At 47.6% G+C, this 15,254-nt stretch carries 11 protein-coding genes; 2 read left to right on the top strand and 9 right to left on the bottom strand.

All coding sequences use genetic code 11. From position 1 onward, the window contains the following. Window positions 1-968: 968 nt before the first annotated feature. The 7 genes from wzy to WG936_RS08570 form a co-directional block, all read right to left on the bottom strand. Window positions 969-1,985 carry an O-antigen polysaccharide polymerase Wzy gene (gene wzy / locus WG936_RS08600; protein ID WP_339572675.1) on the bottom strand — a complete coding sequence of 339 codons (1,017 nt, stop codon included), beginning with the start codon at window positions 1,983-1,985 and terminating at the stop codon, window positions 969-971. 324 nt (window positions 1,986-2,309) lie between these two features. Beyond that, window positions 2,310-3,020 carry an acetyltransferase gene (locus WG936_RS08595; RefSeq protein WP_339572674.1) on the bottom strand — a complete coding sequence of 237 codons (711 nt, stop codon included), beginning with the start codon at window positions 3,018-3,020 and terminating at the stop codon, window positions 2,310-2,312. After that, the gene (locus WG936_RS08590) at window positions 2,968-3,588 is read right to left on the bottom strand and encodes a sugar transferase (protein WP_339572726.1); all 621 of its coding nucleotides are present in this window, start codon (window positions 3,586-3,588) and stop codon (window positions 2,968-2,970) included. Before WG936_RS08590 ends, WG936_RS08595 begins: the two co-directional genes overlap by 53 nt. Then, window positions 3,572-4,735, bottom strand: a complete 1,164-nt coding sequence (locus tag WG936_RS08585; RefSeq protein ID WP_339572673.1) for a DegT/DnrJ/EryC1/StrS family aminotransferase — start codon at window positions 4,733-4,735, stop codon at window positions 3,572-3,574. The genes WG936_RS08590 and WG936_RS08585 overlap by 17 nt, the downstream gene beginning before the upstream one ends. Further along, complete coding sequence (locus tag WG936_RS08580; protein WP_339572672.1) at window positions 4,732-6,534, bottom strand: polysaccharide biosynthesis protein; 1,803 nt, start codon at window positions 6,532-6,534, stop codon at window positions 4,732-4,734. Before WG936_RS08580 ends, WG936_RS08585 begins: the two co-directional genes overlap by 4 nt. Before the next feature lie 146 nt (window positions 6,535-6,680). Next, window positions 6,681-7,310: an arsenate reductase/protein-tyrosine-phosphatase family protein gene (locus WG936_RS08575; protein ID WP_339572671.1), complete on the bottom strand. Its 630-nt coding sequence runs from the start codon at window positions 7,308-7,310 to the stop codon at window positions 6,681-6,683. After that, window positions 7,303-8,700: a polysaccharide biosynthesis tyrosine autokinase gene (locus tag WG936_RS08570; RefSeq protein WP_339572670.1), complete on the bottom strand. Its 1,398-nt coding sequence runs from the start codon at window positions 8,698-8,700 to the stop codon at window positions 7,303-7,305. The genes WG936_RS08575 and WG936_RS08570 overlap by 8 nt, the downstream gene beginning before the upstream one ends. An 854-nt stretch (window positions 8,701-9,554) precedes the next feature. Here WG936_RS08570 and WG936_RS08565 point away from each other — a divergent pair. Continuing rightward, complete coding sequence (locus tag WG936_RS08565) at window positions 9,555-10,874, top strand: glycosyltransferase (protein WP_339572669.1); 1,320 nt, start codon at window positions 9,555-9,557, stop codon at window positions 10,872-10,874. Between the two features lie 3 nt (window positions 10,875-10,877). After that, complete coding sequence (locus WG936_RS08560) at window positions 10,878-12,038, top strand: glycosyltransferase (protein WP_339572668.1); 1,161 nt, start codon at window positions 10,878-10,880, stop codon at window positions 12,036-12,038. 836 nt (window positions 12,039-12,874) lie between these two features. On the opposite strand, the gene WG936_RS08555 is transcribed toward WG936_RS08560, so the two are convergent. After that, window positions 12,875-14,137: a lipopolysaccharide biosynthesis protein gene (locus tag WG936_RS08555; protein ID WP_339572667.1), complete on the bottom strand. Its 1,263-nt coding sequence runs from the start codon at window positions 14,135-14,137 to the stop codon at window positions 12,875-12,877. A gap of 175 nt (window positions 14,138-14,312) precedes the next feature. After that, window positions 14,313-15,242 (bottom strand): NAD-dependent epimerase/dehydratase family protein, encoded by a 930-nt coding sequence (locus WG936_RS08550; protein WP_339572666.1) that lies wholly within the window; start codon window positions 15,240-15,242, stop codon window positions 14,313-14,315. Window positions 15,243-15,254: the final 12 nt, after the last annotated feature.

Here is a 15,254-nt window from a genome sequence, read left to right as displayed (position 1 = left end):
AACGGCTTTGCTTACAATTGCTAGATCTAACGATTAATCAACCATTCAAATGGTTTCTAAAGGCCTATGTAAGCGCCTGACTGTTGTTGAGTTGTAAGGCAATGACCGAAGAATTCTTCTGCACTTGGAAAAGACATAGCATGCTGTTCAGCTCTGAGAAACTTGGCCCTGCCCAGATTTAAACAAAACTTGGAAGCCAAACTTTTCATCGAGCAGATCTATATGAATAGTCAAGAGACGGCGCAGAACTGAATTGCCACAGTTAACTCCGAACGAACGTGGCCATTTGCCAAATCCAGTGCGCCTGCCTGCCAGCGCGTAAATTCTGAGCACGGATTTCGAACTTATCAAAATGCCTCAAGAACCTGTCTTAAATCGAGCCCAGGGCCAAGCCCTCTCAAAGAACGCGAGGGCCAGCAGCGCTGATAGTTACGTGATTGCACTAGCACCTCTTATGCCCCGCATCGCTGCTATTTCCGAGCGTCCTTACTTTAAGCTTGATCATCAACTGCATAGGGCCAGCGCAAGACTGATCTAAGGCCGTAGTGGCACTGACATATTTGACCGCCTTACTAAGTCCACACACAAACGAAAGAATCTATGTTGAGCGGCACAGCAAGTAGTAACAATCCCCAAACCTTCACTTCTGCCAGACAGGATCTGGCCATTAGGAAATGGCGAATGATAGAAGGAATCATCCACAAACCATAGTCACCGGATACAGACGACTAAGTCCGTTAGACCAGAGTGAGCAGAAACGCCCACGTCCTTACTATTTCAGCAACATCGAACAGGCCAGGCAAAGTGATAACCGGCGACTTGACCTACTGCGAAGTAAGCTACAAGCCGATAGGAACCTACAATCCTCGCGCCCCACTGTCTATGATGCACTAAGTAGGACCACTGATACAGAATCACGCACAAATGAAACAGCCCTACAGAATTGTCGGCGCCAAACTCCTAGCAACTCAGACCGGGCTCTTTAATTCAGTTGTTCGCGCCTGCCCCATGCGAAATATCAAAGCAATTACGCAAATCGTCATGCAGGCAGAGATCATCGAATACAATTCACCTCTGATTGAATACATTAAAATGTACAAAAAGGCAACAGATATGCCGAGCCATAACCCCGATCTCTCCGCTTTTGATAGCAACCAAAGATGACACATGCCAAAAAGGAAAAAGAAGAAAAATATGCCAAAGTAGCCGGCTATCATAAATGCTTCCGCGGTCACAGAAAATCCATATCCCGACTTTGAATAGGAACTACCTGTAAAAAGCACTACGAACCAGTCTGCCAGCGATCCTTCTGGAGTTGGAAGCTGCCGAGTAAGAGCCGACCACCAGGAATTTCGTGGATACCAACTTCCAGAGGCGATCCAATCATAAATATATGTATCGATGAAGAGGGTAGAACCTTGATTTAAGAGAGCATCAAATGATAATTTTTCACCAGCGCGTGTTACGAAAATAAGTGTGCCGACAATCGCAGAAATTAGCCCCATAGCGATGAATTCGAAAACAAATTTTCGAGAACGATTACGAACGACCAAATGAATGCCGATAGCGAACAAGATCAGGATAAAATCACGTTCAGCCGTAACCATGCCATAAGCTCCAAATGAAAACCAGGCAAAAACAACCAACAAGCGACTTTTAGAAGAGTTACGCCAATACACAACCGTCCAACAGAGGCACAAAGACATCAAAAGAAGGTATTGATAGTGGAAAGAGCCAGCATCGCCGATTGCAGCGAGCTTGTTTCCTGCACCTCCGCGCAATACAACAATTGCAGCAAAAAGAAGACCGTATAGACCACCAATTATAAGAAACACATTATAGGTCCACGATGACCAGGATAGCTCAAATCTCTCCGGCGCTTCGCTACTATTTTTCGACAGGCCTTTGAGGATTAAGTACAACCGATCTGCTACCCACAGTCCGCCAAGGGCAAGGGCAAAACCTAATGTCGCCTCGGGGATCAAGCTGACGATTGTACCGCGATAAATTGTTCCGCCTGTGAAATACGATATTGCTGGCCCAAAGGAAAAATAGATGTAATAAATAGCAACAAAGGCTAGCGAACTGGGACCCGAATGCCGCAATAGGAGGTTCAAGATGATCAAAGCTATACTTGACACACTAGCCCAAAACAAAAACATCGAAATTGCCTCCAATTTTCGAAGAACCCAGTTCTAAAATTTATCTATTTGTCACCCCTTAGTGGAGTAGAAACGCGTTTATCCGAGTAGCTGCTGAACGCTACAGAAATTTGGCGCCATTTAGCATTTGCCCATGCCAGTTAAATCCTAAGATGACCTGGCCGGAATGCCCTTGACTACGACGCTGTCTTCAAAATCTTTCGTGACACATGCGCACGCACCTACTAAAGAATTCTCACCAACCTTGAGCCCCTGCAGAATTGTCGCCGATGCCCCCACTAGTGTTCGTGCTCCAACTTCTACATCGCCAGAGATCACTGCGGCCGGATTGATTGAAACAAAGTCATGAAGGATCGAATCATGTCCAATTGTTGCACTTGGATTCACATGAACATACCGTCCAAATTGGACATTTGTCGAAACCGTAGCGTTGGCACAAATCACGGTTCCGGCCATCGGCTCAGTGTTCTTTCCGAGTACGGCCGAAGGATGTATGGCAGTAAACGGAATATGACCGAAGGATTCGAAGATCTGCGCAAGCCGCGCCCTGACTGAAGGGTTTCCGATTCCTATTACAAACTGAACTTCTCTAGGAGCATTCCGTATCCAGTGCTCGACCTTTCCAAGGTATCGAACGTTCCTAGCGTTTAGCCGCGAAAGGTTCTCCTCCGAGGGAGCATCATCAATTACCCCAACAACCTCCACGTGATGTCCGTGCAATGCCATAGCATCAAGCACGTCTAGACACTCTCTACCGAAGCCGGAGGCACCCACCACGACCACATCTATCGGATCTTGTTGGGAACTATTCATGAGAATCCTGTTCTCCAAACCGTGGCATTGTAGCGTGTCCATCATGTGAGATTCCCTCACGTGCGAGAACTGTTTTGAGAGTGCCCCAAAGGATCTTTAGATCCAAAACGAAGCTGCGATTATCCACATACTCAACATCATATTGAAACCGCTCCTGCCAAGTTAACGAGTTCCGTCCGCTCGTCTGAGCTAGTCCCGTAATTCCAGGTCGCACTTCGTGCCTTCGAGACTGCTCTGACGTATAGAGCGGAAGATACTCGACCAGCAAAGGACGTGGCCCCACCAGACTCATGTCGCCTTTAAAGACGTTCCATAATGTTGGGAGTTCGTCGAGACTGCTTGCCCGAATTAGCTTTCCTGTTCGCGTTAGCCGCAGTTCATCGGTAGCTCGTTCTGCCGTCAGTGGAAGCATGGTCCTAAACTTCACCATCTCAAATATCTTGCCATTCTTGCCAGGGCGCTCTTGACGGAAAAGTATCGGCCGCCCACTAGTTGTTAAAACTAATAAAGCAACCAACAACTGAACTGGAGCTGTCAATATTAGGCCAACCCCGCTGAACGCGAGGTCGAATGCACGCTTAAATGCATCATACGTATTACGTGAGACTTTCATCATGCTCTCTCAGGAATTCCCGAATTGCATCTCCGATAGCCTCGCGCTGTGGTTCATCCAATACTGAACCGCTCGGCAACGACAATCCAGTGAGAAAAAGCTGCTCACTAGTACCATTAACAAAACTACGCTTTTCAGCGAATACAGGTTGAAGATGCATGGGCTTCCAAAGCGGTCGAGACTCAATTTGCTTCTGTCCCAGTGCGATTCGTAGCTGTTCTGTGGTAAAAGAACACTTAGTCGGATCGACTAAGATCGAAGTTAGCCAGAAGTTATCGACAGTCTTTCCTCCGTCGGCGCCCGATGGCTCTCCGAAAATCTCGACGCCTTCGACATTTGAAAAAAGATCTCGGTAGAAAATTCTCATCTGCCGACGACGTTCCATCATCGAGTCGAGACGACTCAGCTGTGCACGTCCCAAGGCCGCAAGAATGTTAGACATGCGGTAGTTGTATCCAACTTCAGTATGCTCATAGTGCACTACGGGCTGACGAGCTTGAGTAGCCAAGTGTCGCACGCGCTTAGCAATTTCTTCGTCATCAGTTAACAATGCGCCGCCACCAGAAGTGGTCATAATCTTATTGCCGTTGAAAGAAACCCCCGCAGCAAGACCAAAAGAAGCAGAAGGCTTTCCGTTTCTAGTAGCCCCTAGTGATTCCGCTGCATCTGACAGCACGACAGCGCCATACTGCGTTGCGATTCGTTCGATCGCCTCTTGATCTGCAACTTTTCCAAGCAAATCTACTGGGACAACAGCTTTAACAGATTTGCCTTCAGATTCAAGAGTCTTGAAAGCATCTTCGAGCAACAATGGATCCATGTTACCGGCAGCGTCACAATCAACCAATACAGGCTCAGCCCCCGTATAGACGATTGCATTAGTTGTTGCTGCAAACGTCATGGTTGAGGTTAATACTATATCCCCTGGTCCTACTCCGAGCGCAATTAGACCCAGATGCAATGCTGCTGTTCCAGAAGAAAGTGCAACAGCATAGTCTCTGCCGCAATATTCAGCGAGTTCCGCTTCGAACGCATCTACCTCTGGTCCGAGAGGCGCAATCCAGCCAGAATGAAAAGCTCGAACAATTGCCTCCTCCTCCAACTTTCCAACGTCCGGTGAAGACAGATAAATCTGCTGCTGAATCATTTGTTCTCCTCAGAGTGATTTGACGACTTTCCTGAACGATCCATGAATTCGTCATAGTTCAGGTTAGTAGGATCTAGTACGGTTGCTTGAGCATGGGAAATCTTGGAGTGATACGGACGCGTTTCAACTTCACCCAAACCTACTAGTTCCTCGTGCAGTTTTTCGCCTTCTCGCAGGCCAGTGAACACAATATCTACGTCCTTCCCGGACATCTTGATCATTCGCTGTGCGATTTCCAAAATGTTGACCGGCTCACCCATATCTAGAATCAGAACCTCGCCAGTCTTTCCGATTCCACCCGCTTGCAGGACTAACTGGCAAGCCTCAGGAATTGTCATGAAAAAGCGAGTGGCATCGGGGTGCGTGACAGTTAGCGGCTTGTCTTCTTGAATAAGGCGCATAAATGTTGGAAGCATAGAGCCTCGGCTACCAATCACATTTCCAAATCTTACTGACAAATAAGTCTTACCAGTTTGAAGGCCAAACCACGCGGTCAGCTTTTCTGCGACCCGCTTAGAATGCCCGAGAACACTGGTGGGATTAGCTGCTTTGTCTGTTGAGATATTTACGAAGGTTTCAACATCGACAGCTGCAGCGGCAGCCAAGACATTTCGAGTACCGAGCACATTGGTTTTCCAACCTTCGTCTGGATAACGTTCCAACATCGGTAGGTGCTTTAGTGCGGCGGCATGAAAAACAACTTGTGGTCGACGAGCTATAAAAAGCTCCTTCATTGTTTCTGGTTCACGGATATCACCTAGAACAACCGCGTCAGTGTCTAGGAGACCATTACCAGATACATTAATTAGGACTTGTTGCAATCCAGTCTCATCACGATCCAGCATTATCAATTCAGATGGACTGTACTTTGCGATTTCGACGCACAGCTGAGCGCCGATGGATCCACCCGCGCCAGTTACCAGTACTCTTTTGCCTTTTAAGTACCCCGCAATTTCACCGACATTAGTTTCCACCGGCTGCCGTCCGAGCAAATCTTCAATTGAAAGATCTCTCAAATCATTTCCACGCACGCCCTTAGCGACGACTTGGCCAATCGGAGGCATCACTTTCACCGATAGATTATTGGCCGTAGCAACATCTTGTACCTTACGCAATAGAGACGAATCAGCGTCACCAATGGCTACAATTAGTAGCTCAGCTTCAGTCTCCTTGATCACTTGCTCAATATCGCTGAATTTTCCTTTTACTGGAACTCCACGGATCTTTCGAGAAGCTAGGTCTGGATCATCATCTATGATACCGACAGGCATAAAAGGAGACTTTGGGTCATTCATCATCCACTGAATCAGATTCGTACCGATGTACCCACCGCCCAAGACTACCGCTCTCGCAGAATCAGAGGCAGGCCTAAGCTGACTCTCGATCCTCAACCGCGCAACATAACGTACGGCCAGGATGAACAATAGGGCAATTGCCGTAGCAATCACCATAACGCCTCGAGAAAAGTGGAGATTTACAAAAGTTACAAGGGTAGCGATCCACAACACCAAACCAGTGAGACCTACTACAATCGAAACGCTTAATGCATCCTCAAAACTGCCAACTTGAGAACGTAGGCCTTTTCGATATATGCGGAAAATGATTCCGAATACTAATTGAAGTGCAACAGCCCCGAGAGAAAACCACCCAAAGGCAGGCCAATTAGGCTCCGACAGATCAAAGTCGTACCTTAATACGATGGCGGAAAATAGAGCAACAATCCAACAAATAGAATCTAGCGCATAAAACAGTTTTCCGGTTGGATATTTTGATTTCGACACAGAACCGTTGGACGACATTTAATACCTCCAATAAAATGGATCAGACGTTTTTGGCGTCTAAAGTTTGAAATATAGTGTTAAACAACTTCGTTTTCAATACAGACGATGGGCTGGTAGCTTCAGTTATTTTCAGCGATGCCAAGGCCAAGGACCCGCAAGTTGCCTCAATCTCTGTATATTGTTTCACCACCGAATTGTTTCAGCGTAGCCTTAAAATAACGCGAGATAGCGTCGATTGCAGGCACAAGCTGCTCGGCGCTCTGAATGAATTTTCCTTCCGGCCCGCCAATTGGGTCGATAACATCTTCATCTTCTGGATGGTCAAACGGAGACAACTCACTACGTCCAAACTGCGCTACACCAATAGCTGTGCGTAATAGTTCAGCGTCGCACAGGTCTCTATTACCTATCTCCTCTTTAAAATCTTCAAACTTTGCGACCTCAACTAATCTAGCCAGTTCTCGAACCGTAAAAACGCGCCTAGCCGATCTGGGACTTTGTTCAACAACTGACCGTCTATGCGTACGATCCATCGCTAAAATCAAGTCAGCATTTGCTAGATCTTCATCTGACAACTGTCGCGCCCGATGCAGCTCACTTCCATCGAGATTCAATTGCTCCGCGATCATCAAGGAATTTGGTGGCATTGGATGACTTCGCATCGCCGCAACACCTGCAGAGTCAACCTTTATGAAACTGAATTCTGCGAGGTGTTTTTGCAAAAGTAATTTTGCCAGTGGGGAACGGCAAACATTACCTGTACAGATGGTAAGTATTCTAAATTGGTCAGACATTGCTCTCGTCCAGATCTTTTAGACTTTTGATGCCGTCACCGTAGCCATAATTTCCGTACCCATAACTGCCAGCGCCTTTGGCAGGCAACATATTTACAATAATTCCTGCAACCATGCAACCCGCAGTTTCCAACACTGAAAGCGCTGCTTTCAACTCAGGTTTCTTAGTAGCACCAGAGGCAACAGCCACTAAGACCTTAGATTTTCCATGCCCGATGACCGCAGCATCAGTCACCGCGAGAACTGGCGGGGCATCGACTACAACGTAGTCAAACTCACGGCAAAGCGATTCGAGAACATCAGACATCGCTTCAGATCCCAGTAGTTCGCTCGGATTTGGCGGAATTTTTCCTGCAGGTAAAAAGTACAAACTCGTTCGCCCCCATCGCTGCAGAACATCTGTTAAATCTGCTTTGCCGATGAGGACATCGGTTAGGCCGGCGCCCCCCTCAACACTTAAGAATTTGTGCACCATCGGTAGTCGTAAGTCAGCTTCAACCAATGCCACTTTCGCTCCGGTTTCCGCCAAAGCTAGTGACAAATTAGCCGAAGTCGTAGATTTTCCTTCACCCGGATTAGCCGAGGTCATAACAAACAAGGGAAAATCATCTCCGTAATTAACGAACTGCAAGTTAGTTCGCAAGGCTCGGAACGACTCTGCCCGAGGGCTATATGGTTTTGTCTGTAGAGTAAGAGGGTTTTTGGATGCATTCGGATCATCAATTACCCCTCCGAGGAGTGGCTTGTCTGTAACTTCCTCGACGTCTCGAAGAGAGTGAATCCGAGTATCTAGTATGCTTCGCAAAACAGCTAACCCGAGCCCCAAAGCTAGGCCTACTAGCAGCCCTAGCAATACATTTAAGGCTATCTTCGGACTCACTGGCGCAGCAGGCGCTTCTGCCAACTGGATTGTCGTAATATTTACGGGGTTTTGCCCCACGGCTGAGCTTGGCTCCAATTGATCGTAGACCACTCGCTTGAAGCTCTCACCAACCGCGTTCGCAATAGCGGCTGATTCGTCAGCTGATTGACTCGATGCAGTTATGTCAATCAATGCAGTCTGATTCGGCGAAACTGCTGTCACCTGTTTAGCCAGCGTGCTCGCGCTCATTTCTAGCCCGAGCTCATCAATTACTGGCTGTAGCACAACACTGGAACCGATAACATCTACATAGCTATTTACTACTTGCCTTGAATAGTTCGCACCTTGCACCAGGTCTCCGGTTGTGCCAGCTTCAGAACGCACCGAAACATATAGCTGGGTACGTGACTGATACTCAGGAGTCACAATTGCCGAGTAAGCAGCCCCCGCCACTAAACCAAGAACGGATGCAACTACAATCAGCACCCAGTTTTTTCTAATGATCGACACATAGTCGCGTATTTCCATGCTTCGGAATCCTCTTACCTTTAATTAACTCACGTCAAATGCTCGTTTCGAAGTCAACCTGTCATCCGCCCTGCGGCGAAACCAACATGCGATTGTTCGTTTAGCGAGCCAGGAACTGCCAAAATCTATACGACAGCCTAATAAACTTCACCAAAATTAGACACTCCGTGCAACTTAACTAGTATATATCGCACTAGACCAGAGCAACCACTCAAACGCTCGTATTAGAATTGGTGTAGAGCAGGTTCCGCAGGGCTGCCAACATGTACTAACCCAGAGGCTGGAGGCCTGACCTTTGGATAACCGGCGTTCTGCTCGAAAGCAAAGGGAGTACCCCCGCTGCGAAATTTAGGGCTAAGGGAATCAGAGCCAGTTCAAGTAAACAACCAGATATCTCGCTTGCTCCATCTATCCACGCTGCGACTAACGCAGTATCGATCCATATACCTGCAACGAGCTAGAAAAATAACAAGAGACTTTTCGTTATCAAAACTTTTCACTCCAGCGGCGTGAACGACGAATTCATGTGTACTTTGGTTGCAGCTCGTTCCCACGAAGCTTTCGCACCGCCTAGACCCGAGGGGTTACATGCTTCCTGCTATTAAGGAACAAGCGACATAGATCTAGGATGCTTGTGCCGACTTGCACAGGAACTCAGCGTTACGTGAATATTTCTGGAGGCGTATCTTGTGGACACTCTGGTAGACATCCTTCCCCCAGCTTGCGTCTGAGCTCAGGACGTTGTCTTAACGACCGGCTGGTCCCAATACGTATTTGTTGACAATTTGATCAAGCCCCAGGAATAGTTCTCCCAAGTTCGAATACGTAGGAACTAAGCCTATGACTCCTCAATCATGCAGCACTCTATAGGCAAATATGCTTACTTCAATGTCTTGAGGGATACTAGACTTGTACCGTTCACATACCTTGCGTCGACACAAAAGAAGGGCAAGATGCTTAAAAGAACCCGTACGTCCCCACGATCGCAACACACTTTCGGAAATAGCATTGTGTTCGTCCTAAAAACAAATGAGGGCGGCATGTGGATCCTCCCTCAAATCAAGGAGGCCCTTCGGCGCAACTACACCGTTCAAGCAATCATCCCACAGGGCCCAGGCCGACTCGCCCGTAGTCTCGAGAAGTTGAGCTCGATCGAGTCAGGGCTACAAGTAACTCCCATCGATTATGACTTCACTTTTCGCGCCTCTAAGTCCACCTTTGCAGGTTTATGGCAACTACACCAGATGATTAAGAGATCTAAAGCTAAATTGGTTTTTTACCATCTTTATGCATCAGCGCTGGCAGTTAGAATAGCCACATTTGGAAATAGATCAATACGCAAGGTGCATATGGTGGCCGGGCCACTCTATCTTGAAAACAAACTAATTCGTTTCGTAGAGAGATTCCTTTGTCGACTCGATAGCACAATAATCGCTGGAAGCGATTACACGCGAGACAAGTACATTGAAATTGGCATGCCAAAAGAACGCCTAGTATCTATCCCTTATGGTGTGGATACGGTCAAGTTTGATCCGGAAAGCATTGAGCGGTCAGACTCTCGAGAAGAATTCGATATTTCTGCAACGGATTTTGTAACTATCATGGTTGCCTACGTTTACGCCCCCAAGTCGTTAGTATTTCCAGGCGTAGGCATTAAGGGGCATGAGACAGCATTGGAAGCTTGGAGACTCTTTGTAGCCGACAAGTCAGATGCCCGTATGGTGTTTGTTGGTTCAGGGTTTGACGGAGAAGGAGAACTGCATCGTCAGCAACTAATCGCACAAGCAGAACAGTTGGGAGTAAGTGACTCAATCACTTGGATCGATAGTGTAGACGACGTCCGAACCATTTATCGCTGCGCTGATCTGAGTATGAGCCCGTCCCTGTCAGAGAACCACGGCGCGTTGCTCGAAGCCTCTTCGATGGCAGTACCCTCAATCGTCTCAGATGCCGGAGCACTCCCAGAGGCGCTTGCACCCAACGGTGGTTGGGTATTCCCACGGGGAGATTCCCATTCTTTGGCAACCAAACTGGAAGAAGCTTACAAGTCTTGGCAAGCCGGTGAGCTTGTTCAATTTGGCGTTAATTCGCGGAAATTAATGCTGGACGAGTTCGACCAAAGTAGTTGCGTAACACGCGTAATCGATGTAATCACCAAGCAGAAGCGAGCTTAGTTGATGGATAGGATTGCAATTTTTGTCGAGGATCGGCTTCAAGCGTCTTTTTCTGGCGAGGTTTTTTCATCAAATCGACGCCTAGCAGGCGCACAATGGACGTCCCTCGGCCCTGAAGGACTAACTTCAGTTCTATGCGCACGACTAGGAGCGCCAACCGCGTCTACTTCTTCCCACCGCGTTGATGGAGAAGTCGTCGGTCTTCCTTACTACGTCGGAATCAAGCAAGCTATTTTTCAAATTCCGAAGCTTGTAGTTAAGGCTGTAAAAGTAGCCAAATCCTCCGATCTCGTAGTTGTCAAATGTCCTGGCCTCGTTGGCACAGTTGGTGCGATAGCGGCCAAAGCCACTAATACCCCTTTAGCGGTACACTGCGTGGGTGATGTCGAGGATTCAATTACCGAATCGCCAGATTCCATAGCTGGTTCCATACTTCGTAAGCTTTCAAAACTGATCACTCAATGGACAGTTTCACAAGCAGATGCCGTGCGATACCCAACGCGCAGTTATTTGCAAGAAAAGTACCCAGCTTATGACCCTAAGGCACAGTTTTGGTTTACCGATGCAGCGGTAACTCCAGTCACCAAAGTGCCAAATCCGCCCGAGTATGTTGCTGGAAGAATTGTGGCAATCGGCACACAAGAAAGAATGTACAAGGGACATGACTATTTGATTAAGGCGCTAGCCAAAATCATAAAGGACTACCCTGAATCCCACTTAGTTCTCGTTGGGAAAGGATCATGCCGACCCGAACTCGAAGCTCTCGCAACGCAGCTAGGCGTTCAGGATTCGGTAGAGTTTATTGATTTCTTGGAGGGCTGGAATGCGGTTTCTGGTCTAATGAAGAGTGCTCACGTCTTCGCCATGCCCTCAATTACCGAAGGCTTGCCGCGTGCTCTCCTCGAGGCTATGTCAGTCGGTGTGGCATGCGTTGGAAGTGATGCTGGAGGTATTCCCGAGCTTTTGCCAGATTACCTACTTGTACCAAAGGCAAATGCGAAACTTCTTGCTCAAGTCATCGGAAAACTGTTGAGTAGCCAAGAGCTCCAAGAAAAAGCAGCAAGAGACTGTTTAACCAATTCACGCCTTTTTTCTGGAGAAAGTCTGCAACCGAATATTGATTCGTGGCAAAAGGAGTTGTTAAAACTTGTCAAATCCGCGTAGTTTTTCAGCTGAAAATTGTCCACCAGTGTTTGACTTAGTCTGAACGTCACAAACTTTCCGGGTGTTGGAAAATGCAGTTGCTCGCGGGGAGTACTTGGCCCCGCGCCTGTCTATTTGTCAAGTTCTCGAATGTGCCAGCGATAGCGCCAAAGCTCCCCACAGTGCTGCAGTGGACACAACGATGATCGAATGCATCACCTCGCTGAAATCTCCACGCACTAGGAAACGCTTCCGTATGGCTGACATGGGCAGCAAGAGGCTGCCCATGTCAGACCCGAACGTAGTGCTTAGCAAACCGGCCGGAAACTGGGGTACATTTCGACTACCACTGAGTCAGATGACTCAAGCAATCATTTATACCGTTCGGCATCCGACCAAGAGGGAAAATAATGGCGTGGATCACGGATGTCATCCAGAGAAACTAACAACCCGATCCAGAATACGGAGGCCACGTGGACCAGAGAAAATCGAAACTGCATTCTGGACCATTGAAGCCCGGAATGCCTTCGCACTCCCGCCAATAATCCACCGCGTACTACTACTGATTAAGATCAACGCCTTCTTTTTTTGCGAAGGGCTCAAAAAGATTGTCACCAACAAAGGCCACTGTCAGCTGCATCTGCCATTTAGTCAGGTTTTAAGCGATTCAATTCTTATCTAGGTACATAATGGATAACTTAACTTATCCCACTTCTTTTCGTCTTCGCTAGTGATTGAGACCTAACACTCGCGGACTATTCACCAAACTCAATAGCCAGTTTCTATGACCCCGTTGCTCGCATCGATGTGTGGATTTGTCACTCACGCTGTATTCAGTGACCAGTAGGCATCTAGACTTACTTCCACGCCATACGATTTCGTGATAGCCGATGCTTGGGCCTATGGCCAGTTTCAATAATAAGTCCTATCAACCTTACGATAGCCACAGCTATTCGCGCGACCAGCGCTGAGATACCTGCACCAAGTAAGCCATATGGCCCAATTAACAACACTGAAGCTCCTGCCGAGAATGACAGGCCAACTATGGAAGCTATCAGCTGGACATTGAATGATCTCTGTACGACCAATGCCAAATCCCACATCCAAGAGATAGCACCAACAGCCCAAGAGATCGCCAGTAGAACCAAGACTATTCGATTACGATATTCAGGTCCGTATAGCAACTGCATTACTGTTTCGCCGATTGCTAGAGTTAGCAAAACTGCGATGAGCCCAAGACCGGCCATCTTAAAAGAAAGACCTCTTGTTCGCTTCAACATTGCAGCCCGCCCGTTCTTTTGAAAATGCGCGACCGAACGCGGGAGCTCGAACTGGACTATCGCACTCACTACCGTGTTTCCCACAAGTAGAAGGTACACCATCGCACTAAAAATACCGACGCTTTCAAGGCCGTCGGTTCGCTCCAGAAAGTACCCTGGTGCCGCCTCGGTTGCTGAATTTAAGAAGCCCGCTATCCCCAAAGGAGCCGCAGTTGCTGCCAACCGCACGATATCAGAATTCTTGGGTTTTGTTTTCTCCGCTGGTGCACTACTAGGGTCTTTAATTGATTTCCGACCTACTATTAGCGAAAAAGATGTAGCTACGATCGAACCCAATAGTGACATCGCCAAAGCGTAAGTCGCGGGCATTCCAAAAAAGATGCCCAGACTAAAAAGTGAAAGCGAAACCGTGCCATTTATGAACTGATAAAGCCCCAAAGCTCTTGTTCTTCCGGCGGACTGCGCTGGTGCTAACCAAATATCACCAATTAGGTCGACAGACTTAATAAGCGACACAAACAAAAAGATTCCGTTGAAAGTTTGATTCATTAAAGCAAAGAGGCACGTAACAATCAAAGCGACAATTGTGGAGACAATTCTTAACTTAAGATACTTTCTCCAGTTTGAACCTCGTTGCGGATCAGAAACATAAACCTGTCTGAGTGACAAAGCAGAAAAGATGAAAAACGGAGCCGAAACGGACATCGCATAAGAATATGCTCCCATTTCGGTCATTGAAGTTTCTCTAGCAAAAAGTAGCAGCATCAACCACTGAGCTAGCGAGTACACGGCAGAACCGCCGGCAATAATTCCAATCTGGAAAATTCTGGCGGTTCGCACTTACAATGTTACCTTTTCTTGTCGAGGCCGTTTTCTCCAACGCGGGTAATTTTAGTTATTTCATCGGTCCAACCACTTTTAAACGAAAGGAGTTCCGTCTTGATAAAGACAATACAAACATCATCTATGTTCTCCATTGAACGCTAGCTGTTGCTTGTATTGTTTTGTCAGTCAGCTACCGGGAAAGCATTTTAAACCATTCGATCGTCTTCGCGATACCTTGCTCGAGACCCACTGGTTCGATTTCGGGGAATAGCTTCATTAAAGCCGCATTATCAGCTTGCGAATCCCGAACATCACCAGCACGTGGATCTCTGAACTCTCTAGGTAGCTGCTGCCCTAGTTCGCTCTCCATAATCTCAATTACGTCAAGTAGAGTGTACCGCGTTCCGAAAGCCAAATTCACAGCATCCTTTGAGCGAATACGCTCCCTGGCTGCCTTTGAAATAGTTTGGGTGACCGTTTCTACGAATGTAAAGTCTCGTGTCTGCAACCCGTCGCCATTAATCGGAAGTGGTTCTCCACGCAGTGCTGCATCAACAAACGCAGGTACAACGGCTGCATAAGCGTGACCTGCAGCCTGTCCAGGACCATAAACGTTAAAAAAGCGGAACGGTAGAACAGGAAGGTCATATACTTCGCTATATGCGAGTGCGTAGGTCTCGGTAGCCAACTTGCTCACTGCATACGGGCTAATTGGCATCGGCCTAAGGTCTTCAGACTTTGGAAGCACCTTATTTGCGCCATACACAGAAGAAGACGATGCCAATGTGACGTGCGCGTTTTCCTTTCGGGCCGCTTCGAGCACGTAAAGCGTTCCGGTGGCGTTTGCGTGGTGCGAAGCCACCGGATCTTGAATGGAACGTGGCACAGATGGCCTTGCGGCAAGGTGAACGATTGCATGAGCACCTGCAGCAGCCTCGCCTAGGAGGTCTCGATCCAGAATCGAGCCTTCAAAGAGTTCGACATCAAGATCTTTCAAATTTTCCCGGAATCCGGTCGAGAAATCATCAATTACAGCAACCTGGTCGACTCCATCTCGCTGAAGTTGCTTCACAAGATTTGACCCAATGAAGCCAGCGCCACCAGTGACTAAGATTTTCAAGTTCGTTCCTTA

The organism is Corynebacterium sp. H127 (assembly GCF_037482665.1).
Classification (GTDB): Bacteria; Actinomycetota; Actinomycetes; order Mycobacteriales; family Mycobacteriaceae; genus Corynebacterium.
Note: the sequence above shows the minus strand (reverse complement) of the source record. Positions and strands in the feature narration are given on the sequence as shown.

Coding starts and splice junctions, on each gene's coding strand:
- WG936_RS08595 (WP_339572674.1), bottom strand. CDS start 3,020: ATGATGGACACGCTACAATGCCACGGTTTGGAGAACAGGATTCTCATG.
- WG936_RS08590 (WP_339572726.1), bottom strand. CDS start 3,588: ATGAAAGTCTCACGTAATACGTATGATGCATTTAAGCGTGCATTCGAC.
- WG936_RS08585 (WP_339572673.1), bottom strand. CDS start 4,735: ATGATTCAGCAGCAGATTTATCTGTCTTCACCGGACGTTGGAAAGTTG.
- WG936_RS08580 (WP_339572672.1), bottom strand. CDS start 6,534: ATGTCGTCCAACGGTTCTGTGTCGAAATCAAAATATCCAACCGGAAAA.
- WG936_RS08575 (WP_339572671.1), bottom strand. CDS start 7,310: ATGTCTGACCAATTTAGAATACTTACCATCTGTACAGGTAATGTTTGC.
- WG936_RS08570 (WP_339572670.1), bottom strand. CDS start 8,700: ATGGAAATACGCGACTATGTGTCGATCATTAGAAAAAACTGGGTGCTG.
- WG936_RS08565 (WP_339572669.1), top strand. CDS start 9,555: ATGCAGCACTCTATAGGCAAATATGCTTACTTCAATGTCTTGAGGGAT.
- WG936_RS08560 (WP_339572668.1), top strand. CDS start 10,878: ATGGATAGGATTGCAATTTTTGTCGAGGATCGGCTTCAAGCGTCTTTT.